At 65.3% G+C, this 25,168-nt stretch carries 23 protein-coding genes; 13 read left to right on the forward strand and 10 right to left on the reverse strand.

The window, feature by feature from the left end:
- Positions 1–151: 151 nt before the first annotated feature.
- From GWI72_RS12165 to GWI72_RS12180, 4 genes are all read left to right on the forward strand, one after another.
- The gene (locus GWI72_RS12165) at positions 152–1,870 is read left to right on the forward strand and encodes a histidine--tRNA ligase (protein WP_161708781.1); all 1,719 of its coding nucleotides are present in this window, start codon (positions 152–154) and stop codon (positions 1,868–1,870) included.
- A 16-nt stretch (positions 1,871–1,886) separates the two neighbouring features.
- Positions 1,887–3,038: an ATP phosphoribosyltransferase regulatory subunit gene (locus GWI72_RS12170; protein ID WP_161708782.1), complete on the forward strand. Its 1,152-nt coding sequence runs from the start codon at positions 1,887–1,889 to the stop codon at positions 3,036–3,038.
- Positions 3,035–4,003: an ATP phosphoribosyltransferase gene (gene hisG, locus GWI72_RS12175; protein ID WP_161708783.1), complete on the forward strand. Its 969-nt coding sequence runs from the start codon at positions 3,035–3,037 to the stop codon at positions 4,001–4,003. The genes GWI72_RS12170 and hisG overlap by 4 nt, the downstream gene beginning before the upstream one ends.
- Positions 4,004–4,325: 322 nt before the next feature.
- Positions 4,326–6,020, forward strand: coding sequence for a methyl-accepting chemotaxis protein (locus GWI72_RS12180; RefSeq protein ID WP_161708784.1), 1,695 nt, complete (start codon positions 4,326–4,328; stop codon positions 6,018–6,020).
- A gap of 206 nt (positions 6,021–6,226) precedes the next feature.
- On the opposite strand, the gene GWI72_RS12185 is transcribed toward GWI72_RS12180, so the two are convergent.
- Both GWI72_RS12185 and GWI72_RS12190 read right to left on the reverse strand, forming a co-directional pair.
- On the reverse strand, positions 6,227–6,874 hold the full coding sequence (locus GWI72_RS12185) for a DNA-3-methyladenine glycosylase I (RefSeq protein ID WP_161708785.1): 648 nt from the start codon (positions 6,872–6,874) through the stop codon (positions 6,227–6,229).
- 462 nt (positions 6,875–7,336) lie between these two features.
- A complete protein-coding gene (locus GWI72_RS12190) occupies positions 7,337–8,071 on the reverse strand; it encodes a protein phosphatase CheZ (protein WP_161676479.1) in 735 nt (244 codons plus the stop codon).
- 246 nt (positions 8,072–8,317) lie between these two features.
- On the opposite strand from GWI72_RS12190, the gene GWI72_RS12195 reads away from it, so the two are divergent.
- Together GWI72_RS12195 and GWI72_RS12200 are read left to right on the forward strand one after the other, a co-directional pair.
- Positions 8,318–9,037 (forward strand): DUF2927 domain-containing protein, encoded by a 720-nt coding sequence (locus tag GWI72_RS12195; RefSeq protein WP_209000099.1) that lies wholly within the window; start codon positions 8,318–8,320, stop codon positions 9,035–9,037.
- 195 nt (positions 9,038–9,232) lie between these two features.
- Positions 9,233–9,937 (forward strand): L,D-transpeptidase, encoded by a 705-nt coding sequence (locus tag GWI72_RS12200; protein WP_348272672.1) that lies wholly within the window; start codon positions 9,233–9,235, stop codon positions 9,935–9,937.
- A gap of 32 nt (positions 9,938–9,969) precedes the next feature.
- Here the strand turns inward: GWI72_RS12200 and GWI72_RS12205 are convergent, their stop codons facing one another.
- The gene (locus GWI72_RS12205; RefSeq protein WP_161708787.1) at positions 9,970–10,641 is read right to left on the reverse strand and encodes a hypothetical protein; all 672 of its coding nucleotides are present in this window, start codon (positions 10,639–10,641) and stop codon (positions 9,970–9,972) included.
- A 105-nt stretch (positions 10,642–10,746) separates the two neighbouring features.
- Here GWI72_RS12205 and clcA point away from each other — a divergent pair, with 105 nt between their 5' ends.
- Positions 10,747–12,147 (forward strand): H(+)/Cl(-) exchange transporter ClcA, encoded by a 1,401-nt coding sequence (gene clcA / locus GWI72_RS12210; protein ID WP_244314234.1) that lies wholly within the window; start codon positions 10,747–10,749, stop codon positions 12,145–12,147.
- Positions 12,148–12,330: 183 nt separating this feature from the next.
- Here clcA and GWI72_RS12215 read toward each other — a convergent pair whose 3' ends face one another.
- A complete protein-coding gene (locus tag GWI72_RS12215) occupies positions 12,331–12,642 on the reverse strand; it encodes a hypothetical protein (RefSeq protein ID WP_161708788.1) in 312 nt (103 codons plus the stop codon).
- Positions 12,643–12,821: 179 nt separating this feature from the next.
- On the opposite strand from GWI72_RS12215, the gene GWI72_RS20010 reads away from it, so the two are divergent.
- The gene (locus GWI72_RS20010) at positions 12,822–13,250 is read left to right on the forward strand and encodes a hypothetical protein (protein ID WP_209000100.1); all 429 of its coding nucleotides are present in this window, start codon (positions 12,822–12,824) and stop codon (positions 13,248–13,250) included.
- Between the two features lie 23 nt (positions 13,251–13,273).
- On the opposite strand, the gene GWI72_RS12220 is transcribed toward GWI72_RS20010, so the two are convergent.
- The 4 genes from GWI72_RS12220 to GWI72_RS12235 form a co-directional block, all read right to left on the reverse strand.
- A complete protein-coding gene (locus tag GWI72_RS12220; protein WP_161708789.1) occupies positions 13,274–13,858 on the reverse strand; it encodes a hypothetical protein in 585 nt (194 codons plus the stop codon).
- Positions 13,859–14,127: 269 nt separating this feature from the next.
- Positions 14,128–15,456, reverse strand: coding sequence for a glycolate oxidase subunit GlcF (gene glcF, locus GWI72_RS12225; RefSeq protein WP_161708790.1), 1,329 nt, complete (start codon positions 15,454–15,456; stop codon positions 14,128–14,130).
- Between the two features lie 48 nt (positions 15,457–15,504).
- Positions 15,505–16,725 carry an FAD-binding protein gene (locus GWI72_RS12230; RefSeq protein WP_161708791.1) on the reverse strand — a complete coding sequence of 407 codons (1,221 nt, stop codon included), beginning with the start codon at positions 16,723–16,725 and terminating at the stop codon, positions 15,505–15,507.
- 14 nt (positions 16,726–16,739) lie between these two features.
- A complete protein-coding gene (locus tag GWI72_RS12235; RefSeq protein WP_161708792.1) occupies positions 16,740–18,236 on the reverse strand; it encodes an FAD-linked oxidase C-terminal domain-containing protein in 1,497 nt (498 codons plus the stop codon).
- 203 nt (positions 18,237–18,439) lie between these two features.
- Here GWI72_RS12235 and GWI72_RS12240 point away from each other — a divergent pair, with 203 nt between their 5' ends.
- Together GWI72_RS12240 and GWI72_RS12245 are read left to right on the forward strand one after the other, a co-directional pair.
- Entirely contained in the window at positions 18,440–19,390 is a 951-nt protein-coding gene (locus GWI72_RS12240) for a LysR family transcriptional regulator (RefSeq protein ID WP_161708793.1), read from the forward strand.
- Positions 19,391–19,530: 140 nt separating this feature from the next.
- Positions 19,531–19,926, forward strand: coding sequence for a c-type cytochrome (locus GWI72_RS12245; protein ID WP_161708794.1), 396 nt, complete (start codon positions 19,531–19,533; stop codon positions 19,924–19,926).
- Between the two features lie 99 nt (positions 19,927–20,025).
- Here the strand turns inward: GWI72_RS12245 and GWI72_RS12250 are convergent, their stop codons facing one another.
- Entirely contained in the window at positions 20,026–21,384 is a 1,359-nt protein-coding gene (locus tag GWI72_RS12250) for a DUF3422 family protein (protein ID WP_161708795.1), read from the reverse strand.
- A gap of 177 nt (positions 21,385–21,561) precedes the next feature.
- Between GWI72_RS12250 and GWI72_RS12255 the strand changes: the two genes are divergently transcribed.
- Together GWI72_RS12255 and GWI72_RS12260 are read left to right on the forward strand one after the other, a co-directional pair.
- Positions 21,562–22,395 carry a FadR/GntR family transcriptional regulator gene (locus GWI72_RS12255; RefSeq protein ID WP_161708796.1) on the forward strand — a complete coding sequence of 278 codons (834 nt, stop codon included), beginning with the start codon at positions 21,562–21,564 and terminating at the stop codon, positions 22,393–22,395.
- 68 nt (positions 22,396–22,463) lie between these two features.
- Positions 22,464–23,627, forward strand: coding sequence for an alpha-hydroxy acid oxidase (locus GWI72_RS12260; RefSeq protein WP_161708797.1), 1,164 nt, complete (start codon positions 22,464–22,466; stop codon positions 23,625–23,627).
- 29 nt (positions 23,628–23,656) lie between these two features.
- Here the strand turns inward: GWI72_RS12260 and GWI72_RS12265 are convergent, their stop codons facing one another.
- Positions 23,657–24,361 carry a type 1 glutamine amidotransferase gene (locus GWI72_RS12265; protein ID WP_161676490.1) on the reverse strand — a complete coding sequence of 235 codons (705 nt, stop codon included), beginning with the start codon at positions 24,359–24,361 and terminating at the stop codon, positions 23,657–23,659.
- A 227-nt stretch (positions 24,362–24,588) separates the two neighbouring features.
- On the opposite strand from GWI72_RS12265, the gene GWI72_RS12270 reads away from it, so the two are divergent.
- Positions 24,589–25,098, forward strand: coding sequence for a hypothetical protein (locus GWI72_RS12270; protein ID WP_244314235.1), 510 nt, complete (start codon positions 24,589–24,591; stop codon positions 25,096–25,098).
- The last annotated feature ends 70 nt before the right edge of the window (positions 25,099–25,168 follow it).

Below are 25,168 nucleotides of genomic sequence, written 5' to 3' on the forward strand. Positions count from 1 at the left end.
CCGGGGCCCCTGCCCTCGCCCGCGTGATCGCCGCCGGCGCAGGCCCGCACCCGCCTTGCCCGAGCCCCCTGTTTCGTCTAGGAAACAGCAGCCTGTCCCTCGCCCCGGCGGGGGCTGACAGTTGATCCTTCCTCAAGGCACCGTGATCCCCATGTCCAATCCGAAGTCCCAGAAACTCAAGGCGCGGCTGCCGCGCGGCTTTGTCGACCGGTCGGCTGAGGAGATCCGTGCCAGCGAGCATATGCTTGCCAAGATCAAGGGCGTCTACGAGCTCTACGGCTTCGAGCCGATCGAGACGCCGGCCTTCGAATACACCGACTGCCTCGGCAAGTTCCTGCCCGACACCGACCGCCCGAATGCCGGCGTGTTCTCGGTGCAGGACGACGACGAACAGTGGATGAGCCTGCGCTATGACCTGACCGCGCCGCTGGCGCGCCACGTCGCCGAGCACATCAACGAGATCCAGCTGCCCTTCCGCAGCTACCGCGCCGGCTGGGTGTTCCGCAACGAGAAGCCCGGCCCCGGCCGTTTCCGCCAGTTCATGCAGTTCGATGCCGACAGCGTCGGCGCGCCCGGCGTCGGTGCCGACGCCGAAATGTGCATGATGTTCGCCGACACGCTTGATGCACTTGGCCTCAAGGGCAAGTACGTAGTGCGCGTCAACAACCGCAAGATTCTCGACGGCGTGCTGGAGTCAATTGGCCTCGAAGGTGAGAAAAACGCAGAACGGCGCCTAACAGTTCTTCGAGCTATTGATAAGCTCGATAAATTCGGCGTCGAGGGAGTGAAACTGCTGCTCGGAGACGGCAGAAAAGACGAAAGTGGAGACTTCACCAAAGGCGCTGGTCTTGGGGAAGCCGCCATTGGAGAGCTTTTACGTATTTTTGGGTCGACAGACATTGACGAGAAAATTGATCGTCTTGTTGCTCGTGAGGTCGAACTAAAGATCGCGAATCCCGAGTTTACTCATCAGATCGAGTCCGCGTTGCATCAGGCTGCACCGCAAATGGGCGAACAAGAAAAAGGTTCGGCCAATTTTAACCAAATACCGCTCGATCTCAGCAGTTTTAGTACAGTCGAACGAAATGCTATTTTGCAGAACGTAGGGCTTTTCGCTTTAGCATCCTCACGCTTTAATGTTAACATGACATTTTCAGAAGGTTTTCGCGAACTTCTTCAACTAGCCGTTTTGATCGAAGCTTCAGGATACAAAAAGAGCCAAATCAAGATCGATCTGTCGGTTGTTCGTGGCCTCGAATATTATACTGGCATGGTCTACGAGGCGGAACTGACCTTCCCGGTCACCAACGAGAAGGGAGAAGTCGTGCGATTCGGCTCCGTCGGTGGCGGTGGCCGCTACGACGGTCTCGTCAAGCGCTTCACCGGCCGCGATGTCCCGGCAACCGGCTTCTCCATCGGCGTGTCGCGCCTGATGAGCGCGCTGAAGAACCTTGGCAAGCTCGATGTGGCCGAGGTGCTGGAGCCGGTGCTGGTCACCGTCATGGACGGCGATGTGGCCGCCCTTGCGAGGTATCAGGCCATGACGCAGCAGCTGCGCGCCGCCGGCATCCGCGCCGAGATGTACCAGGGCAACTGGAAGAAGTTCGGCAACCAGCTGAAATATGCCGACAAGCGCGGCTGCCCGCTGGCCATCATCCAGGGATCGGAGGAGCGCGCCAACGGCGAGATCCAGATCAAGGACCTCATCGAGGGCAAGCGTCTTTCAGGTGAAATCACCGACAACGTAACATGGCGCGAAAGCCGCCCGGCGCAGGAGACCGTGCGCGAGACCGACCTGGTCGAGACCGTGCGCAAGATGCTGGCCGCGCAGGCCGAGGACCGCTCGCGCGTCGCGCGCACCGATGCCTGAAGGGGACGACCCGGACATGTCGAGACCTGATCTTTCGCCCGCCGCCCTCGGGGCTGCCGCGCTGGCGCGGCTGGAAGCGGCCGGACACACCCGCATCGATCCGCCGATCCTGCAGCCGGCGGACGTGTTCCTGGACCTGACCGGCGAGGACATCCGCCGTCGTCTGTTCCTGACCAGCGGCGCCGACGGGCGCGAGCTGTGCCTGCGGCCGGACTTCACCATCCCGGTCTGCCGCCAGCATCTGGAAAGCGAGCCGGCCTACCGGCGTGATGATTACTGTTACGCCGGTCCCGTGTTCCGCCAGCGGCCGGGCGAGCTTGGCGAGATCCCGCAGGTGGGTGCGGAAAGCCTCGGCCGCGCCGACCGGGAAGACGCCGATGCCGCCATGCTGGCGCTCGCCCTTTCCGTGCTGGCCGATCTCGGCCTTGCGCATCCCGTGGTGCGGATCGGCGACGAGACCCTGTTCTCTGCCGTTCTGGCCGGGCTCGACCTGCCGGTGGTCTGGCAGCGCCGCCTGCGTGATCTCTTCGGCGAAGGCGAACGCCTGACCGCCGCCATCACCCGCATGAGCGGCGCGGGCGCTCCGTCCGACCAGCGCCGCGACGCCCGTCTGGGCTTCCTCGCCGCGCTGGAGGGGGCAAATCCCGACGCGGCACAAGAGGTGGTGGCCGATCTCCTGTCCATCGCCGGAATCTCCGCCGTGGGCGGCCGCAGTGCGAGCGAGATCGCCGAACGCTTCCTGGAACAGGCCGCGCTTGCCAGCGGCGCAGGCTCGCACCAGACGGCAGCGGCCATTCTGAGCGAATATCTCGCCATCTCGGGGCGGCCGGACGAGAGCGCGGACACGCTCGAAGCCTTTGCAACCCGCCACGGGCTTGATCTGGCTGCCCCGCTTGCGGCCTTCCGCGCCCGCACGGCAGCCATGGCGAGCCACGGGCTCGACCTTACCCAGATCCGCTTTGCCGCCGATTTCGGCCGCCGGCTCGACTATTACACCGGCTTCGTCTTCGAGGTGAGCGTTTCGGACCCGGCGCAGGGGGGCACCCTCCTGGGTGGCGGCCGCTACGATCGCCTGCTGCGTCTCCTCGGTGCCAGCGACGAGGTTCCCGCCGTCGGCTTCTCGCTCTGGCTCGACCGTCTCACCGCTGTGCTGGAGGCCCGCGCATGACCCGGCTCATCATCGGCATTCCCTCCAAGGGGCGCCTGCAGGAGAACACGGCCGAGTTCTTCGCCGGTGCCGGCCTGAAGATCGTGCAGCCGGGCGGAGACCGCAATTATCGCGGCGCCATCAAGGGGCTCGACAGCGTCGAGATCGCCTTCCTCTCCGCCTCCGAGATCGCCCGGGAGCTGGCCGCCGGCAGCATCCATTTCGGCATCACCGGTCTGGATCTGGTGCATGAAAGCATCGCGACGCCGGACAAGCTCGTCCATGTGGTCACCCCGCTTGGCTTCGGCCCCGCCGATGTGGTCGTTGCCGTGCCGAAGGCGTGGATCGACGTGGAGACCATGGCCGATCTTGGCGATGTCGCCTCCGACTTCCGCAACCGCCATGGCCGGCGCCTGCGCGTTGCCACGAAATACGTCACCCTCACCCGCGCCTTCTTCGCCCGTCACGGCATTGCCGATTACTGGATCGTGGAGAGCGCCGGGGCAACCGAGGGCGCCCCGGCGGCCGGCTCTGCCGAGCTGATCGTCGACATCACCACGACCGGGTCGACACTTGAAGCCAATGCGCTGAAGATCCTCGCCGATGGCGTGATCCTGAAAAGCCAGGCGCATCTCGTTGCCTCGCTGAAGGCCGGCTGGAGCGGCGAGGCGCTGTCCGCCGCCCGCACCATCCTCGACCGGGTGGCGGCCGAGGAAACCGCCCGGGGCAGCCGGCTGGTGCGCGCCCATGTGCCCGACACCCGCGGGGCGATCAAGGACGTGCTGCCGATGGGCGCGGAGCTGATCTACGGTCTGCCCGTGGAAGGTGGCGTGCTCAGCCTGCTCTGCCCGCGTGACCTGGTGCCGGACTGTTCCCAGGCGCTTATTGCCCACGGAGCGACGGCGGTCAGCGTCGAGAAACCGGATTACATCTTCCGTTCGACCAACCGGCTCTACGACCCGCTTGCGGCAAAGGTAAACGGCTGACCAGCCCGCGGATCCCTGTCGACGCCACCGCACCTGCCCGGTGCGGTGGCGTTTTTCATTCTGCCGCAACCACAGTCCGTATCCAGACGTCCATCGTGACAAGATCCGATTTCCGTTCTGGATCACAGGCTTCCGGATTTTTTATGCGGCAGGGTTAGCGTGATTTAACGCCTCAAATCGGACTGGTTTATAGTCAAGTTAACTTTCTTAAGAATTCCTGTATTTTTTAACAGACAGGCAACAGAGGTCAGCGATTATTGACGCATGATCGAGGCAAAAGCCACCGATCGCCCTCCACGAACCAGTATTGGAGGCAATGACCATGTTCATGCGCAATATCTCCGTCTCCGGCAAGGTCATGTCGGTTGTCTTCCTCTTGAGCCTCATTTCCCTGATCAACTCAGGGATCGGTTATTTCTCGCTGGATCAGCTGAATTCGGCCGCCGGCGTGATCAACCGGACCGCTGCCGACGTCAAGATCGGCGCCCAGTTGAACCAGAACATCCTGACGCTGAGCCGTGCCGAATACCGGCTTGCGGCGGACCCCGGCCGGGTTGCCGACGTGCGGCGTGTCGTCGAGGAGACGAAGGCCAGTTTCCGCGACCGCATCGCGGCCGCCGTTGCCAATGCCGAGGGCGAGCAGAGGACGATGCTGGTCGAGATCCAGCGTCTGTTTGCCGAGTACGAACCGCGGGTGGCCCGGGCTCTCGATGTGGCCGAGCGCAGCAGCAACACCGCGCTGACGGCGGACCAGCAGACCATCCTTGACGAGGTGGCAACCTCGCGGGCGCTGGCCGACCGGATTGCCACGGAGCTGGCACGCTATGTCGATCACTCGGAGGCAACCGGCAACCGTCGCTCGCAGGAAGCCGGCGACATGGCCTCCTCGTCCGGCCTTCTCCTGATCGGCGTTGCCGTGGTCGGCATCAGCCTCGGACTTCTCGCCGGCCTGCTCGTGTCGCGGCGCTTCATCGTCCGTCCGCTGACGGTCATGGTGGACGGTCTGCAGCGGCTGGCGAAGGGCGAGTTCGAGTTCCGGGTCGACTATGCCGACCAGAAGGACGAGGTCGGTTCCATCGCCCGCGCCATGGAGGTCTTCAAGGTCAATGCGGCCGAACGCCAGGGCATGCTGGAAGAACAGGTGCGGGAAGCGTCGCGCAAGGCGGAGCGGGCGGAAGACATCCGCCAGCTGACCTTCAGGTTCCAGGAGGACATCGACCAGGCGCTGACCATCCTCAATTCGTCGGCGACCGAACTGGAAGCAACGGCACAGTCCATGGCCAGCACGGCGGAAGAAACCGCCTCGCAGAGCGGGACCATCGCCTCGGCCGCCACGCAGGCCTCGGCCAACGTTCAGATGGTTGCCGGTGCCTCCGAGGAAATGTCGTCGTCGATCCGGGAGGTCAGCGCCCAGATCATCAAGACGTCCAAACTGGCGGCCAATGCCAAGGATCAGGTTGTCTCGGCCACCACGCGCGTCTCGTCGCTCAAGACGGGAGCCGAGGCCATCGGCGAGATCATCGAGCTCATCCGCAGCATCGCCGAGCAGACCAATCTCCTGGCGCTCAACGCCACCATCGAGGCGGCACGCGCCGGCGAGGCCGGCAAGGGCTTTGCCGTTGTCGCCAATGAGGTGAAGTCGCTGGCCAACCAGACGGCAAAGGCAACCGAGGAAATCACGGGCCAGATCGGCAAGATGCAGTCTGACGTGCAGAACACGGTTCCGGTGATCGAGCTGATCGCCAACATCATCGCCGACCTCAACGACATCTCGTCGAGCGTGGCGGCTGCGGCAGAGCAGCAGTCGATCACCACCGACGAGATCAGCCGCAACATCTCCGAGGCGGCACAGGGCACCACCGAGGTGTCGCGCAACATCGCCGCCCTGAGCGAGGCAGCCGAAACCAACAGCGCGGCAACCACGCAGGTCCTGTCGACGGCCCGCGCCCTCGCCGACCGCAGCGGTCGCCTCAGCACCCAGGTGACCAAGTTCATCAGCGAGATCCAGGCCGCCTGACATCCCCAAGGGCAGCCTACCCCCGGCATCCCCATGGATGCACTCCGGTACCTTTCCGCGCCTTCCCAACGGGCGCGGATCTTTTTTGTCCGCCCGCCGGCGCGCTCCGCCGGATCGAGACCTCGGGAGCGAGCCCTGAGGCTCATCGCCTCAGGTTCCCTGTCTCAGGAGCCCTGTCTCAGGAGCATTGCCTCGGGGGCATGGCTTCAGGGGCGTGCGGGCCGGACAAAGGATGCACGGATCGCCTCGACCTCCTGCCGCACCGAGCAGCCCTCGACATGATCGTTGACGAGGCCCATGGCCTGCAGGAAGGCATAGACCGTCGTCGGGCCAACGAAGGTCCAGCCGCGCTTCTTCAGATCCTTCGAGATGGCGAGGCTCGCCGGCGACGTCGCCATCCTGCTCAGCGTCGCGTGATCGCACACCAGGGGCCGGTCGGCCGGTCCGGGCTCATGCGCCCAGAAATAGGCTGCCAGCGTGCCGAACTCCGCGCGCAGCTCCTGCGCGCGCCGGGCGTTGTTGACCGTCGAGACAATCTTGCCCCGGTGCCGCACGATGCCGGCATCGGCCACGCAGCGCTCGATGTCGGCCTCCGTAAAGGCCGCAACCCGGTCGATGTCAAACCCGGCAAAGGCCGCGCGGAAGTTCTCGCGCTTGCGCAGGATCGTCAGCCAGGACAGGCCCGACTGAAAGCCTTCAAGACAGATCTTCTCGAACAGCCGCGTGTCGTCCGTCACCGGCCGGCCCCACTCCGCATCATGGTAGCGGGCATAGTCATCCAGTCCCTGCTGCCACCAGCAGCGGATCCGACCATCCGCTCCGCGCATCAGCCCGGCCGGCAGCGTCTCGTCCATCGGCGTGTCCCTGGCCCCTTGCAATGTTCCTAATTTGTTCCTAACATCAAACCCGCAACCAGACAACAGCAAAGGCCGGGACGGCAGGGGAGAGAGGGCGGGGGAGAGAGGGCATGGGACAGAGGGCGGGGGAGTTTCCCTGTGCGGGGGACATGGGAACTGGACCTGTCAGCCAGCCGAAGGCGTCACCCCTGTCTATGGGAGCGCTGGCCCGGCGCAGCGCAGGGCCGGGGCCTGTTCGCTTGCAGAGCCTTCGCTTGCAGAGCCTTTGAGAACCGCGAGGCCGGGCATCATCCGATCAGGGTGAACCAGACGAGGTGCGCGTTCCACGAAGGGGGAGGCACCGGGTCTCGCGTGGCCAGGTCGGGGCGACACGGAGCACGACCCCGGCGCGTCACCCTCGCCCCGCACCACAAAAGGCCGGACAAGCCGGCCTTTGCAAAATTTCGCGGGTCAGGCCGCTCAGGCGAACAGCGCGTCGATGTCGTCCTGGCTGACCGTGTCCGTGTCGGACTTGAGCGAGGGGCCGTTGAGCAGGGCCGCATCGCCTTCGGACTTGCTCTCGCGCATCTTGAACTCGATTTCCTTGAAGGCCTCGATGCCGCCCCAGATGTTCATCATGTCGATGATGCGCTCCTCGACGAAGCGCAGGGTGTTGACCACCTTGGAAATGCGCTGGCCGGTGAGGTCCTGGAAGTTGCAGGCCTCGAAGATCTGGATCACGCGGTCCTGGATGTCGTTGGCCAGATCCCGGTCCTGGCCATGCAGCCGCGCCGACAGGGTGTTGGCCGTCTCGTCGATGAATTCGGAGGCTGCAAGAATGGCTTCGGTCGCGCCTTCGGTCCCGTCGACGATGGCGTCCAGCTCGTTGGTGACGCGGAGCATCTCCTCGCCTTCCGAGCCGGTGGAATGATGCAGCGCCGCGATCTCCTTCTTGGTCATCATGATCGCTTCGTACATGGCGTCCAGCTCGGACTTGAGCTTGACGGCCTCGCTGAGCTCGCGGCGGAACTCCGTCATCACCGCCTCGCTCATCGCCTGCGGGTCCGGCGCGCCCTTCATCAGCGCGCGCAGGGAGGCCAGCTCGGCCATCAGCTCGCGGTGACGCTGCTCGTCCGAGCGGTCGTGCGGGCCGCCGTTGCCGGACGCATCGCGAAACAGGCTTTCCGCCCGGAAAACACGCTTGACCGCAGGCATGCCCACTCCCGTTGTTTACGCCACCGCTCGTGGAGAAACTCCATCCTTGCAAGATGTTCTATCAGTCGATGTTTAAAGAAATGTTCCCTGAGGAGAGGCGCGAGATCTCGTAACTTGCGCAGAGCCGGGCCAGGAAGATTCGGTTTCCAAGTCGTTAGCGGTTTGGATACAGTCCGGTTGAAGGCGCGATCGCGCCCTTGAACTCGTCGTCGTTCCCGTCGTCGCCAAGGCCTGCTGCTCTTCGCCATGATGCCTCTCAGCACCGCCCTCCTGCTGCTTGTCGCCACCCTGATGGCCGCAGCGCCCGCGCAGGCATCGCCGGAATCCTTCACCTCCGAGGAGCTGATCGAGGGGTTCAACAACACGGTGTTCGGGCTGGAGTACCGCGCCTGGAGCTGGCAGCCCTATCTAGTGAAGAAATACGTTGAGCCGGTCCGGTTCCGGGTCCACAATCTGGCCCAGCGCAACCGCACGCCGGCGGTGGAGGCCTTCATTGCCGAGCTGCCGCGCAAGGTGGCCGGCCTTGATGCGCGGCTGGCGCGGCCCGACGAGCCGGCCAACTTCAATATCTATGTCGTCGACCGGAAGGACTATCTCGCGGTGGTGCGGCGGGAGATCTACGGCGACCAGTCGGCGGATGCGCCGGGCCGTTGCCTGGTGCGTGTCGAATCGGGGCGCAGGGGCATCACCGGCTCCTCCGCCGTCATCGTGTCCGACGAGGGCGAGTTCCTGTTCCGGCGCTGCCTTGTCGAGGAGATCCTGCAGGGTCTCGGGCCGATGAACGATGATCCGGCCCTGATGCATTCGGTCTTCAACGACACCTCGCGCCACAGCCGCTTCACCGCCTTTGACCAGATCCTGATCAACATGCTGTACGATCCGCGGATCCGTCCGGGGATGGACCGGACTGAGGTCGAGCCCCTGCTGCCGCTGATCGCGCGGGATGCGAAGCACAGGGTTCGCTGACGCGCGGACCGCCCTCTCCGTCGACGCTGCCGTCAAGTGGCTGTTAACCAGTCCCGGCAACCCGGCGGTAACCTTGACGGCAGTTAACCAGATCCGTTTCGGTCCGATTCACCATTTCCCTTCACCACGTTCCTTAAAGTTAAGGCCAATCCCGCCAGCCTGACCCTGCGGGACACCGATGCGTAAGGAGTAACGGTGATGAAGCGGATAGCGTGCCTGGCGCTGGCGGCCCTGATCGGCTTGCCGGTGCCGCAAGTTCTGGCGCAACAGGCCGGCGGGATCAATCCGCCGCCTCTCGTCCTCAGCCCCAACCTGGCGGAGCCCTGGCTGCTGCAGCTGCGCGCCGGCCAGCAGCGTCGGGCGCCGGTCGTCGTCGGCGAACCCGCCGCCCAGGCTCCCGTCCGCCTGGCGAGCGCGGGCAGCCAGCAGGCCGCCGCCGCAGTCCGGCGCCAGATCGCGCCGGAGTTCCTGCCCGCCATTGTCGACTACACCGGCCCGCACAAGCCCGGCACCATCATCATCGACACCAATGCGCGTTACCTCTATCTCGTCGAGGAGGGCGGAACCGCGCGGCGTTACGGCGTCGGCGTCGGCAAGCCGGGCTTTGAATGGGCCGGCACGCACCGGATCACGCGCAAGGCGGAATGGCCCGACTGGCGACCGCCGGCAGAAATGCGCAAGCGCAAGCCGGGCCTGCCGACCTTCATGCCGGGCGGCCCGAACAATCCGCTGGGCGCCCGGGCCCTCTATCTCGGCTCGACACTTTACCGCATCCATGGCTCCAACGAGCCCTGGACCATCGGCCATGCCGTCTCGTCGGGCTGCATCCGCATGCGCAACGAGGATGTCTCCGATCTCTATGAACGCGTCGGCGTCGGCACCCGCGTCATCGTGATGTGATCACCGCGGGACGGTGATCGATCCGGGTGGAATCAGTCCGGCTGGCGGTCCTCCGCCAGCCGTTCAAGCAGCAGGGCGCGCCACTGGCCCTTGTCGCCGGTCCACTCGCTGTCGTCGGGGCTGAGCACATGCACCTCGTCGGCGAGGTCGTCCGCATGCCGCCCGTCCAGGCTCACCAGGATGAACTCGCAAGGCCGGCCGAGGTAATGCTCGACCGCATGGCGCAGCCGCCCGACGGCGCTGGCCTCGAAATGCAGGTCGGTGAGGCCGGTTTCCTCCTGCACCATGGTCAGGTTGTTCTGGCTGTTGGAGAGCACGAACACCAGCCGCTCGAACCGGGAGAGCCGCTGCAGCTTGCCCCGCATGTGGCCGAAGCGGGACAGTTCCTCGGCCATGCGGCCGGCGATGTCCACCGTCCCGGCCGCGTCGCGGAAGTGATGCAGGAAATGGATGTCATAGGGATGCCAGACGGGATGATGCGGCCCCATGCGGATGTCACCGGGGCCAAACAGCGGAAAGCCGTCCTCGAACAGCCTGGCAACGCCCGGCACCGGGGCAATCAGTCCGTCGAAGAAATGCCGCGCCGGCTGGATGTCCTCGCCAAGCTGGTGGCCGATCTCCTCCGCGTGGGTGCGGATCTGCCGCGAGCTCTGGCAGGATATTCCAAGGCTGACGATTGCCGTGCGGTGGCCTTCGGCCGACATCCTGTGCGTCCCTCTTGCCTGCGGTGTCGTGACCATACAGTCCTGACAACCGGCCGCGCAACGCCCGGCGCAGTGCCCCTTAACGCCTGACGAGGCGGCTGAAGCATGACCGAGACGCCGTCCCAGACGCCCGCCCAGACGCCCTTTCCCGCTCAGCCTCCGGCCCCTCCCCCATCCGGCATGGCCGTTCCTGCCGGCTATCTGCTGCTGGCGCTGGCCGGCGGCCTTCTGGTCGGGCTTTTGGGTACCGGGTTTCATCTGGCCGTGCAGGCACTGGCTGCGGCCTATGCCGATCTGCGCACGCTGGCGCCCTCGCCCGTGACCGCCGTGCTGCTGGCGATGGCGGCGACGGCAGCCCTTGCGGTGACAGCGCGCGCGCTGGTTCTGCGCCTTGCCCCGGAGGCTGCCGGCAGCGGCATCCAGGAGATCGAAGGCGTGCTGGAGGGCGCGCGGCAGCTCCGGCCCCTGCGGGTGCTCCTGGTCAAGTTTTCCGGCGGTGTGCTGGCGCTCGGCTCCGGCATGGTGCTGGGCCGCGAGGGACCGACGATCCACATGGGCGCCGCCCTGATGCAGCTTGTCTCCGGCGTCGGCCGTCTTGGCCAGGAGGACAAACGCGGCTTGGTCGCCGCCGGCGCCGCGGCTGGCCTTGCCGCTGCCTTCCTCGCCCCGCTGGCCGCGATCCTGTTCGTCATCGAGGAAACCCGGCGCCAGGTCCCCTATCGCGCCCACACCTACATGGCCGTGATCCTCGCCAGCATCGGCAGCGCCGCTATTGCCGAGGCGCTGCTCGGCCGGACCGTCAGCCTGCCCCTCGCCAGCCCGGGCCTGTCGCCCCTCCTGCTGCCCGTCTTCGCCCTGCTCGGCGGCGCGGTGGGGCTGCTCGGGCTCAGCTTCAACCGAGCCGTGGTGCTGGCGCTTGATGCGCCGCTGCGCCTGCCGCAGCGCCTCTGGTGGCTGCCGGCGCTCGCCGTTGGTGCGGCGATGGGGGCAATGCTGCAGCTGTTTCCGGAGGGCAGCGGCGGCGGCGAGGCGGTCGTCCAGCTGCTCGCCCATGAAGCCGCGCCGCTCGGTTTCCTGCTGGCGCTGATGGCGCTGCGTTTCACTGCCGCGATCCTGTGCTATGGCACCGGCGTTCCCGGCGGCATCTTCGCCCCGATGCTGTCCATCGCCGTTGCAGCCGGTCTTGCCTTCGGCACGGCAGCCGAGGTCCTGCTCCCGGACGTCGAGGGCCTCGCCCGCGCAACCGCGATTGCCGCCATGGCCGGACTGTTTGCTGCCTCGGTCCGCGCGCCGCTGGTCGGCGTGGTGCTGGTGCTGGAACTGACCGGCGCCGATGGCCTCGTGCTGCCGGTTCTGGTCACCGCCGCCTGCGCCAGCCTCACCGCCGCCGCACTTGGCGGCCGGCCGATCTACGAAACCCTCCTGGAACGCACCCTGCGCCTCGCCGGCAAACCCGTCCCGCCCCAGCCCGACCGCACCCCCGTGCAGCTGGGGACGGCGGATTGACCGTTGCGCTGGCTTCAGAAGTCGGGAGGAGGGGCTAGGGCTGCTTCAGAGCGCGATACTTTCAGAAGAATGCCCTCTCTGTACATACAGTAAAAATCACTCTATTTCTTATAAAAAGCAGAATAATTTTCAAAAAATTGCACCCAAAATCAAAAAAATTACACTCGAAAATTTATTCTAATATTACAAATAGCCAACCAACAAACAGTAACAATTATACTCAATCGGATCTTCCTCTATAGATTCAATACCCATTTTATTTATTATTTTGGCCATATTGGAATCTCCGTAATATAACTTTTTAGAAAAGGCGCTATCTATCTTTTGCTCGAATTTTCCATCTTGCCTCAAGATACCTCCATCTATGCCATAGACCTGCATTCCTTTATCAGAAAGGCTATCGATTATTTCAATCGCAACTCCCCTATAAACTAGTTCATTAGACGGGCAATTCATTTCAAAAAATACGTCCTTTGAGTTTATAACCCTTTTCATAACACCCCTCCTCACACCCATCGAAGTTTAATGTTATCAATCCAATTTGGATCTCATCTTCAAGTATTTTTATAGGCGATTTATTCATTTTCTCACAATAAATAACTTCTAAGCACCCGAAAACTGATTAATTATCTTCATTTGCTTACTAAAAGATATCTTAAAATTTCTTTATATCCATGCGTATCGGCAAAATCTACATTATCCAAAAAATCTCTAAGCTCGCCCTGGGCTCAACCTATTTCCGCGAGCTGATCACGAATTCTATCATCAATGACAACATCACCAGCGCCGCCTCCTTCATACTCACCCTCCCCTCACTCCTCATCTCCCTTGTTCTACACACACCAGCTTGTTCGGCGGCCGGCCGTTCTACGAAACCTTGCTGGAACGCACCCTGCGCCTCGCCGGCAAACCCGTGCCGCCCCAGCCCGACCGCACCCCCGTGCAGCCGGGGACGGCGGATTGAAGACTTAGAAGGCTTCAGAAGCTGGTGGCGTTTGAACTCACGTCAGGATGCGGCGCTGTCTGAGACACAGATCATCTGCGCATATGTTCAATATCTTAAATTATTTATCGTCAGAAAACGAAATAAAGAAATACTTTGAAAATCGCAAATTAATCAACAGCATTAACCGGGCACAACTTCGCAACCCATACGTCCAAATTTTGCAAAGACTTCCGCAACCTCAATGGACATGACGATATGCGCCGGATAATTTGAATTTCGCACAATACTTTTCCCGCCACGGGCATCCTCTCGGAAGCATACCTTATCAAATTTCAATACGACTTTCCCCGGAATCAACCAAGTTCGGACGGCGGAATTTGCGAAATCGATGCAAGGTCTATGCTCAGTCGGAGCCAATGCCCAACACTTAAACTCATGATCCAAGTTTACCAGTTCAACTGGAACAAAGACAGCTTCAGACGGGAGAATGTATTTTGATAGCGCCTCCCGTAATTCAATGCTTACAATTGGCAAGCTCAATCCGCTTGGCAACACGTGAAACTCATAGATCTTTTCTTTATCCCCCCCTCGCACGACATAGGTCAAAGCGCTCACCGATCTGTAGTCAAAACCCTCACGCATGAGGTTCGTTACATCCGAAGTCGTTTGATCGTCTGCCCTCTCAAGCCAGACACCTAAATCTTCAAAGCAAAATTCAGGCACCCTCAACGTAAAAGATCTTTTATCTATCACTTCATCACCCAAGCGCCGCTAGCGCTTTCTACTTGATCAAAAGCTCGCACGATCATCTTAACCTGGAAGACTATCGGCGCCACCTCCTTCTTACTTACCCTTCCTTCACTCCTCATCTTCCTTGTTCTACACACACCAGCTTGCTCGGCGGCCGGCCGATCTACGAAACCCTCCTGGCACGCACCCTGCGCCTCGCCGGCAAACCCGTACCGCCCCAGCCCGACCGCACTCCCGTGCAGCCGGGGACGGCGGACTGACCGGCGAAACCCGCTCCCAGCCGGTCAGTGCACCGGCTGGCGCTGCAGACGCTCAAAGCCTTCCGGTTCCGGGCCGCCGTAGGCCCAGTCGAGCAGTTCGGCCGTGTGGATGACGGGAAGGCCGGTGCCCTTGCCGATCTGCGTCATGCAGCCGATGTTGCCGGCGGCGATCAGGTCCGGTTTCGTCTTCTCGATGTTGGCGACCTTGCGGTCCCGGAGACGCGTCGCGATTTCCGGCTGCAGGATGTTGTAGGTGCCGGCCGAGCCGCAGCACAGATGGCCTTCCGGCACATCCTTCACCGTGAAGCCGGCGGCCTTGAGCAGCTCCTTCGGCTGGCGCGTGATCTTCTGGCCGTGCTGCATCGAGCAGGCCGAATGATAGGCAACCGTCATGTTGCCGGGCCGCACGGGCGCGCCGAGATCCAGCGTTGCCAGGAACTCGGTGATGTCCCTGGCAAGGCCCGACACCCGGGCGGCTTTTTCGGCCCATGCGGCGTCATGCTTCAGCATGTAACCGTAATCCTTGATCGTGGTGCCGCAGCCCGAGGCGGTGATCAGGATCGCCTCCAGCCCGCCGGCTTCCAGCTCGCGCGTCCAGGCTTCGACATTCTGCCTGGCGTTCGCAAGGGCGGCCTCCTCGCGGCCCATGTGATGCACCAGCGCGCCGCAACAGGTCTCGCCCTTGGGCAGCACGACTTCATAGCCTGCCCGCGTCAAAAGGCGGATCGTCGCGTCGTTGATCGACGGGGCCAGCACCGGCTGGGCGCAACCGGTGAGCAGCGCCACCCGGCCGCGTTTCGGGGCCGACGGCGCGAAGGCCGCCGGTCCCTCGCACTGCGCCCGGCCCGGTGCGCGTGCCGGCGCCAGATCCAGCATCGCGCCCAGCTTGGCAAAGGGCCCGCCGAAGCTTTTCATCAGCCCGGCGAAGGGCCGTGCCGCAAAGGCGCCGACCAGCGCCAGCCGGAAACGCCCCGGATAAGGCAGCACGGCCGCCAGCAGCGACCGGATCAGCCGGTCGGTCAGCGGCCGGCGGTAGGTCTTCTCGATATGCGCGCGGGCATGGTCGACGAGATGCATGTAATGCACCCCCGACGGGCACGTGGTCATGCAGGACAGGCACGACAGGCAGCGGTCGATGTGCTTCACCACCTTCTCGTCCGCCGGCCGGTTGTTCTCCAGCATGTCCTTGATGAGGTAGATGCGCCCGCGCGGGCTGTCGAGCTCGTCGCCCAGCAGCGCGAAGGTCGGGCAGGTCGCCGTGCAGAAGCCGCAATGGACGCATTTGCGCAGGATCTTCTCCGCATCGGCCACATGCGGATCGGCAAGCTGTTCGGGCGTGAAATTCGTCTGCATCGGTCAACCTTGCGGTGAGGGCTCGGGGTCGGGCGGAAGGCGGCGCGCTCAGGCGTCGGCGACCATGCGGCCCGGATTGAGAATGCCTTTCGGGTCGAACTGCGCCTTCAGCCGGCGGCTCAGCGCGGCCAGCGGGGCAGGCTGCGGCTGGAACACCGGCACGGCGGCCCGGGTCGCCGCGCTCGCCCGGATCAGGGTCGCGTGCCCGCCGCCGTGATCGGCGATGGCCGCGCGCAGCGGCACGTCATGCACCTCGCCGTCCAGCATCTGCAGCCACAACAGCCCGCCGCTCCAGTCGTAGAAGCCTTCCACCGGCATCATGCTGCGCAAGCGCTGCATCAGTTCGGCGCCGGAGGCCGGCGGCACGGAGACGCGCCACACCGGATTGCGGCTGCCGGCAAAGGGGATCACGTCGCGCACGGCCTGCCAGAGCGCCTTCGAGGCCGCATCGCCGATCCGTTCCGCCGGGCCAAACTCGGCCAGCCGCCTCGCCAGATTGGCAAAGCGGTACTCGACCGACGGGCCGAAGCCTTCGAGGCGCAGCAGCGTCACCGGCCCCGGTCGGTCCTCGCCCGCAACACCGAGCCGCTGGCAGATGCCTTCCGGCAGATGCGCGGCCGCCGAGACTTCCGCCGAGGAGCCCATGGCAGCGCACATGGCGGCAACGGCGGCCGCATCGGAGAGGCCGTTCAGCGCCAGGCTCGCCGAGGTCTCGGCGCGCGGGTTCACCTTCAGCGTGATCAGCGTCGACACGGCCAGCGTGCCATAGGCCCCGGTCAGGGCGCGCGGCAGGTCGTAGCCGGTGACGTTCTTCACCACGCGGCCGCCGGAGCGGAAGATCTCGCCGCGGCCCGATACTGCGTCGAGCCCGAGGATATGGTCGCGCGCAGCGCCCGCCTTGATGCGGCGCGGCCCGGCGAGATTGGCGCCGATCAGCCCGCCGAGCGTGCCCTTGCCGGCTGCCTCGCCGAGGAGCGGCCCGAAATCCATCGGCTCGAAGGAGAGCTCCTGCCCGGCGCCGGCCACCAGTGCCTCGATCTCGGCCATCGGCGTGCCGGCCTTGGCCGTCAGCACCAGTTCGGCCGGCTCGTAGACCTCGACGCCGGACAGGCGCGACAGGTCCAGCACATGGGCCGCCTGCACCGGCCGGCCCAGCGCGCGTTTGGAGCCCTGGCCGAGGATCTCGACGGGCAACTCCTCGGCGGCGGCATAGGCCAGGACGTCGCGCATCTCTTCGGCGGTGGTGGGCGTGAGGGCGGAATGGGTCATCGCGTCGGATCCGATCAGAAGCGCGGAATGTCGGGGAAGGCGAGCTGGCCCTTGTGGACATGCATCATCCCGAGGTCGGCGCAGCGGTGCAGCACCGGGAAGACCTTGCCCGGATTGAGCAGGTGCTTGTCGTCAAAGGCACATTTCACCCGCTGCTGCTGCTTCAGGTCGTCCTCGGAGAACATTTCCGGCATCAGGTCGCGCTTCTCGATGCCCACGCCATGCTCGCCGGTCAGCACCCCGCCGACAGCCACGCAGAGCCGCAGGATGTCGGCGCCGAAGGCTTCCGCCGCCTCCAGTTCGCCGGGCTTGTTGGCGTCATAGAGGATCAGCGGATGCAGGTTGCCGTCACCGGCGTGGAACACGTTGGCGCAGCGCAGGCCGTGCTTGACGGAGAGCTCGCGCATGCCGGCCAGCACGCGCGGCAGCTCGCGGCGCGGAATGGTCCCGTCCATGCAGAGATAGTCCGGCGAGATGCGCCCCACCGCCGGGAAGGCCGACTTGCGCCCGGCCCAGAACACCAGCCGCTCTTCCTCGCTGGTCGAGACGCGCAGATAGCCGGCGCGGTTGGCGCGGGCGATCTCCTCGACGCGGGCCAGCAGGAAGTCCACCTCCGCTTCCGGCCCGTCCAGCTCGACGATCAGCAGCGCCTCGGCATCGCGCGGATAGCCGGCGTTGACGTAGTCCTCGGCAGCCTGGATCGCCGGGCCGTCCATCATCTCCATGCCGCCGGGAATGATGCCTGCGGCGATGATGTCGGCAACACAGCGCCCGCCGTCCTCGGAGGTCGGGAAGCCGACCAGCGCGGCCCGCGCGGTCTCCGGCTTCTGCAGGATGCGCACGGTCACTTCGGTGACGACGCCGAGCAGGCCTTCCGAGCCGGTCATCAGCGCGAGGAGGTCATAGCCCTCCGCCTCCATGTGCTTGCCACCGAGGCGGATCACCTCGCCGGTGATCAGCACCATCTCCAGGCCCAGCACGTTGTTGGTGGTCAGGCCGTATTTCAGGCAATGCACGCCGCCGGAGTTCTCCGCAATGTTGCCGCCGATGGAACAGGCGATCTGCGACGACGGGTCCGGCGCGTAATAGAAGCCCTCATGCTCCACCGCGCGGGTGATGCCGAGATTGGTGACGCCGGGCTGGGCGATCACGGCGCGGTTGGGGAAGTCGATGTCGAGGATGCGGTTGAACTTCATCATCGACATCAGGACGCCATCGGCCAGCGGCAGCGCGCCACCGGACAGCGAGGTGCCCGCACCGCGCGGGACCACCTTGACCTCGTTCTCGTAACAGTAACGCAGGATGCGGGAGACCTGGTCCACCGTCTCCGGCAGCACCACGACCAGCGGCATCTGCCGGTAGGCAGTCAGCGCATCGGTCTCGTAGGGGCGCATTTCGGTCAGGGCGTCGATGACCCCCTCCCCCGGCACGATGGCCTTCAGCGCGGCCACGATCTCGTCGCGGCGTGCAAGCACGCCCCGGTCCGGCGCCGGCATGGCGATCCCGACCATCTCCCCTCCCTTTCCGTCACGCGAAAGACGTGATCCGAGTTTGTCCGTCACTGCGTAAATGCGCACAAGGTCGGTTTGGTGCCGGAGTGTCCTCCTGCGGCGTTCTGGCATCCAACCGACCCCGCATGTCAGGCAGTCTGGCAAACTTCTGTCATCGGGGAAACATCGGGACTTTTCCTAGAACTCTTTCCGACCGGTCACAAATGAGCAACCTGACGGACATGGAAATCTTCGCGAGGGTGGTCACCGCTGGCAGCATGTCCGCTGCCGGGCGCGAAATGTCACTGTCGCCGGCCGTCGTGTCGAAACGCATCCGTCGTCTGGAAGACCGTCTCGGAACCCGCCTGCTGCAACGCACCACCCGCCAGATTGCCCTGACCGAGGCCGGCCAGGGGTTCTATGACCGGGTGCTGGCCATCCTTGCCAGTGTCGAGGAAGCCGAGACCTTCGTCACCCGGGGCTCGGCGCAGGCGCGCGGAACCCTGAAGGTCAGCGCGCCCACGTCCTTCGGCCGGCTGCATGTGGCCCCGCATCTTGGCCGGTTCCTCGAGGCCAATCCGGACCTGTCGCTCAATCTCGACCTGTCCGACGACTTCGTCGACATCGTCGGCGACGGCTATGATCTTGCGATCCGCATTGCGGAACTGTCGGATTCCAGCCTGGTTGCGCGCCGGCTTGCGCCGGTGCACCGGGTGCTCTGCGCGGCGCCGGCCTATCTGGCGCGGCAGGGCGAGCCCACGTCGCTGCAGGACCTGATCGACAACCATGTGCGCATCGCCGCCGCGGCCCAGGATCCCTGGCGGCTGGTGGGGCCACACGGGCCGGAGATCGTGCGCGTCAGCGCGCCGCTGCGGACCAACTCGTCGGAGGTGGTGCGCGAGGCCGTGATCGCCGGCGTCGGCATTGCGCTGCGGTCGACCTGGGATATCGGACCGGAGCTCCGGGAGGGCAAGTTGCGAATCGTGCTGCCGGCCTTCCGCGCCTCGAAGGAGGTCGGGCTGCACGCGGTCTATCCGAGCCGGCGGTTCCTGCCGGCCAAGGTTAGGGTGTTCATCGACTTCCTGGCCCAGCTTTACGGCCCGGCGCCCTATTGGGATGCCGGTCTTGAACAATGGCTGAGCGAGACCCCTCACTCGGCCACGGCTGCAGAATGAACCCTCGGGGCCGAAGTGGCCCGATCGCGCGCGAACGCGGCATCACGCCGCGCTGTCTTGCCTGCTTTCTGCCTTGGGTTCATGTTCAAACAACTCAAGCGTCCGGCCGGAGGCCGGTTTCGCAGGAGGGAGAGAAAACGATGATGAAGCTTAGCATTGCCGCAGGTCTTGCCCTGATGGCCCTTACCACCGTATCCCATGCCGCAGGTGACATCGCCGAGGGCGAGAAGGCCTTCAAGAAATGCGCCGCCTGCCATGCAGTCGGCCCGGATGCGAAGAACAAGGTTGGCCCGGTGCTGAACGGCATCGTCGGTCGCCCGATCGCCTCGATTGCCGACTTCAAGTACTCCCCGGCCATGACCGAGTTCGGCGCCGGCAAGGTGTGGGACGAAGCCAACCTCACCGGCTATCTCGCCGACCCGAAGGGCTTCATCCCGAAGAACAAGATGGCCTTTGTCGGCCTGAAGAAGGAAGAAGAGCTGAAGGGCGTGATCGCCTATCTGGCTCAGTACAACGCGGACGGCTCGAAGAAGTAATCCGGACCAATGCCACGGCCCCGGCCGTCTCCGTTGCGGAGACCGCCGGGGCCGTTTTGTTTCGCCCGCCAGTGCGTTTCACATCAGTGCAGTTTCACGTCAGGGACGTTTCGCATCTGGCCCCTTCTCCTCCGGACGCGTCTCGTCCGGGTCGGCGTGATAGGCCCGGATCCGGCGCATGGTCCACCAGATGGCAAGCACCACAAGCGGCACGGAGACGCCGGCCACCAGGCCCGGATCTGGTATCGGCAGACCGGCCTCAGACAGGCCCTTTGCGAGATATCCCACCAGACCGACGACGTAGTAGCTGACGGCGGCCACCGACAGCCCTTCGACCGTCTGTTGCAGGCGCAGCTGCATGCGCGCCCGCTGGTTCATGGAATCAAGCAGATCCCGGTTCTGGCGTTCCATGTCGACGTCGACCCGCGTCCTGAGCAGGGTCGAGGCGCGGGCCAGCTTGCGCGACAGGTTGTTCTGCCGTTCTTCCAGCGACTGGATGGTGCGCATGGCCGGGGCGAGCCGGCGCGCGAGGAAGGACGACATGGCAAGGAGCCCCGGCACCGGGGCCTCGTCGATGGTTCCAAGCCGGGCCTGCACGATGTCGTGGTAGGCCCGGCTTGCGCCGAAGCGATAGGCACTTGCCGCAGCCCCCGCCTCCAGATCCGCCGCAAGGCCGGACAACTGCTCGAGCAGTTCGCGGTTGTGCTCGATGCCGTTGGCGTTGCGCATGCCGTTGGTCAGCTTGACCAGCGCCTGCTCGATGCGGCGCACGTCCGGGGCGTGCTGCATCGCCATCGGCAGCCCCATGAGCGCCAGCGTCCGGTAGGTTTCCACCTCGATGAGCCGCTGCGCCAGCGCGCCGGTCTGGCTCGCCCCCATCCCGCTGTTGACCAGGAGAATGCGGGTCAGGCCGTCTCCGTCCTGACGAAAGTCGGTGACGGCCGTTGCCCGCCCTTCTTCGGACTGGAGCGCGGCCAGGCTTGCGGGATCGAACCAGCGCGCCAGATCGAACTCTTCAAGGCCCGGCGCCTCGACAACGTCCAGACGGGCCGCTGCCAGCATCGGCCCGGGCGCCCGGAACTCGGCGCCGAACGGGTTGCCCGCAGGCGCAGGACCAAAGGGATGCTCGCCGACCGGTGCGGCGTCGAACGTGTAGGTGATGAACTCCGCGTGCTGCTCCCAGCGCAGCAGCCCGCCCGCAATGGGCAGCACATGGGAGCGGTCGCTCTCGCCGGGCCCGGCCGTGCCATGGCTCGCGCACAGCCCGGCATACCAGGCGCGGTCCTGCCGCGCGCCGTCCGGATCGACCGTGAAGGCGAAATGCAGCACCAGGCGCGGACTTTCGAGCGGCCGGAATGGGCGGGCATGGATCTCGCCGAGCACGGCCGCCCGCAGCGGATGACGCTCGAAGGAGGGCAATCGTGTGCCGCTTGCTGCTGTCCCGTCAGGCCCCGTCATCACCGCACCTCCGCCGCATCCCTCCCAAGGTGCCGCACCGACAGGGGGCTTGTCATGCGCCAAATGGCGAAATGGCGCTTCCGCGACAGAACGCCTGTCCCGGGACAAGCGGCGCCCCGTAAAGGGCTTGCAATTGGACAAATTTTTTGACCAATTGTCCGGAGAGGAGCAAGCCCCATGTTCACGAGGATCAGTCACGTCAGGACGGCCGATGCGGTGGTCGAGCAGGTCGAGGCCCTGATCCTGCGCGGCATCCTGCGTCCGGGCGACCGGCTTCCGGCCGAACGCGACCTGGTCACCCAGGTCGATGTCTCCCGTCCGATCCTGCGCGAGGCCCTGAAGACCCTCGAGGATCGCGGACTGCTCGTCAGCCGGCCGGGCGGCGGCACCTATGTGGCCGATCTCATCGGCTCCGTCTTTTCCGAACCGCTGGTCGCCCTCGTCGCGCGCCACCCGGCGGCGATCGAGGACTATCTGGAGTTCCGCAGCGACGTGGAGGCCCTGGCGGCCGGACGCGCGGCGGAACGGGCAACGGCCGCCGACCGCGCCCTGCTGTCGCGCATCGTCGAGGCAATGGCGGCGGCGCTGGAGACGGACGACCATGCGACGGATGCGCGCCTCGATGTGGAGTTTCATCAGGCGATCGGCGAGGCGGCGCACAACATGATCCTGCTGCACACGTTGCGCGCCTGCTACCGGCTCCTGGAGACGGGCGTCTATTTCAGCCAGCAGCGGCTGTTCGGGCATCCGGGCGCGCGCGTGGCGCTGCTCGAGCAGCACCGCGCGATCCTGGAGCGGATCCTGGCGCGTGATGCCGTCGGCGCCCGGCAGGCGGCGGTCGCACACATCGATTTCGTTCGCAGCGCCCTGGCCGAAGCCGCGCGTGACAGCGCCCGCGATGCCGTCTCGAGCCTGCGGCTTGACCGGCGGCTGGCCGGCCTTCCGACGCCGCGGCGCAGCCGCACCAGACAGGACCACAGGCCAGCGCGGAGCAGCGATCCCGGGGCGTGAGACCCGGACGAGCACCCCGCGGACAGCACCCGGCCAGGCGCCGGATCTCTTTGGGAGGACCAGACCACATGCCGATCATTACCGAGATCGAGGATCTCAAGCGGCTGTACAAGCGCCGCGTGCCGAAGATGTTCTACGACTATGCCGAGACCGGAAGCTGGACCGAGCAGACCTTCCGGGAAAACTCGTCGGACTTCGACGAGATCCGGCTGCGGCAGCGCGTGGCGGTGGACATGGCCGGCCGCAGTACGGCCACACGCATGGTCGGGCAGGACTGCAAGATGCCGGTGGCGCTCGCCCCGGTCGGCCTGTGCGGCATGCAGTCGGCCGACGGCGAGATCAAGGCTGCCCGGGCGGCGGAAAAGTTCGGCGTGCCCTTCACGCTGTCGACCATGTCGATCTGCTCGATCGAGGATGTGGCCAGCCACACCAGCAAGCCCTTCTGGTTCCAGGTCTACACGCTGAAGGACGATGACTTCATGAAGCGCCTCTTTGCCCGGGCAAAGGACGCGAAATGTTCGGCACTGGTCATCACCGTCGACCTGCAGGTGCTGGGCCAGCGGCACAAGGACCTGAAGAACGGCCTCAGCGCCCCCCCGAAGCTGACGCCGTCCTCGATCCTGAACCTGGCCACCAAGGTGCCGTGGGGTCTCGAGATGCTGCAGACCAGGCGCCGCTTCTTCGGCAACATCGTCGGCCATGCCAAGGGCGTGACCGATCCCTCGTCGCTGAGCAGCTGGACGGCGGAAGCCTTTGATCCGTCCCTTGACTGGAACCGCATCCGCGAGTTCCGCAGCTGGTGGGACGGGCCGGTGATCCTGAAGGGGATCCTCGATGCGGAGGACGCACGGCGGGCGCTGGATGTGGGCGCGGATGCGATCGTCGTGTCCAACCACGGCGGGCGGCAACTGGACGGGGCGCTGAGCTCGATCCGCATGCTGCCGAAGATCATGGACGCCGTCGGCGACAAGATCGAGGTGCATCTGGACAGCGGCATCCGGTCGGGCCAGGACGTGCTGAAGGCGCTGGCCCTTGGCGCCCGGGGAACCATGATCGGGCGGGCCTTTGTCTACGGTCTTGGCGCGATGGGCGAGGCCGGCGTGACGCGGGCGCTCGAGGTGATCCACAAGGAGCTGGACGTCACCATGGCGCTGTGCGGCGAGCGGTCGGTGGCCGGGCTCGGTCGCCACAACCTGCTGCTGCCGGCCGATTTCGCCGACCGCTGGAGCTGAGGCCGCGGCGACAGCGGACCCTGGTCCGCTCAGCCCTGAAGCAGGCGGACCCAGTTGCTGGCCAGCGCCATGCCGGTCGCGTCGGCGCGTGCGGCATGGCGGTCGGCCTCGGCCGGGAGGCGGGCCGTCCAGTCCGGCGCATCCCGCGCGATCGTGTCGGCAAAGCCTTGAGACCATTCGAGAACTTCCGGCAAGGCCGCCTCGAAGTGGAACTGGAAGGCATACGTTGCCCGGCCGAGGCGGAACCCCTGGTTCTGCGTCTGGCGGCTGGTGGCGAGGTGAACGGCCCCCTCGGGCAGCTCGAACGTGTCGTTGTGCCAGTGGAACAGCGGCGCGCCGGTGCCCAGCGCGGAAAAGACCGGGTCCGTGCGGCCGGCCCCGGTCGGCGTGACATCGTGCCAGCCGAACTCGATCGGCCGGCCGATGATGTTGCGCCCGCCGAAGCTGCGGGCGATCAGCTGCGACCCGAGGCAGATGCCCATGACCGGACGGTCGGCGGCGTGGAAGCCGCGAATGAGCTCGCAAACCCTTGGCAGAAAAGGCGAACCGGCGTCATCCAGCGCATTCTGGCCGCCGCCGAAGACCACGAGGCCGGCATGGTCGCCGATCCCGTCGGGCAGCGGCTCGCCGGCGAAGGCGCGGACGCTGACGACCTCGACGCCCGCGTCGGCAAGGGCCCGGCCGACATTGCCATAGGGCGTGTCATGATAATTCTCGATGGCCAGCACGCGCATCCAAAAGGCTCCGGCAAGACAGTCGCTGGGCAAGTGAATTGGCGATATCCTGCGATCCGTCAACAGGTGTTCAAGCGATGGCGTATCGGAACAGGGTCTGGCCGGACGGGAGCGTGAGGGCGGAACCGGCGCGCGGGACCGTCATGGGCAACCGCGGCGGGCGGATCCATGATATTGAAACAAAAGAGATAATCAGGACACAGGCATCACGGCGCTGGATCTGTTGCGTGCTCGCGTTCAAGGGGCGACGGCGTCAGGTCATGGGCCGGGGCTACACCGAACTGTTCTTCCTGGACGAGGTGACGGCGCTCGCCGCAGGCCATCGGCCCTGTTTCGAGTGCCGCCGCGAGGCGGCCCGGAGCTTTGCGACCCTGGCAAGCCAAGCCCCTGGCATGGGGGGCAGATCCGACGCGGACGCGCTGGACCGCGCGCTCGCCGCCGAGCGGGGTGCCGGGCGGGGCGCCGGGCGTGGGACCCGCCTTCAGGTCGATCTCCGGCACGCGTCCGGGCGCTTGCCCGCCGGCACGCTGCTGCAGCAGGGCGATGCCTTTCTTGCCATTTCCGCCAAGGGCTTGCTGCGCTGGTCGGCCAGCGGATACGCCCCCGCGACGGCAGGAGGGACAGACGGGGCAAGCGGGCTGGCCGAGGTGCTGACCCCGCCTCTCACGCGGCACGTGCTGGCGGCCGGCTACCAGCCGATCTGGCATGCCTCGGCGGGCGATGCTTCAGCATCGTGAATGGATGGGTTCAAGAAGTCTCATTTGTCAGATCGGTCGCGCCGGGACATGGTGCGCCACACCACGACAA

The sequence above is a fragment of the Pannonibacter sp. XCT-53 genome (genome assembly GCF_009915765.1).
GTDB lineage: Bacteria > Pseudomonadota > Alphaproteobacteria > Rhizobiales > Stappiaceae > Pannonibacter > Pannonibacter tanglangensis.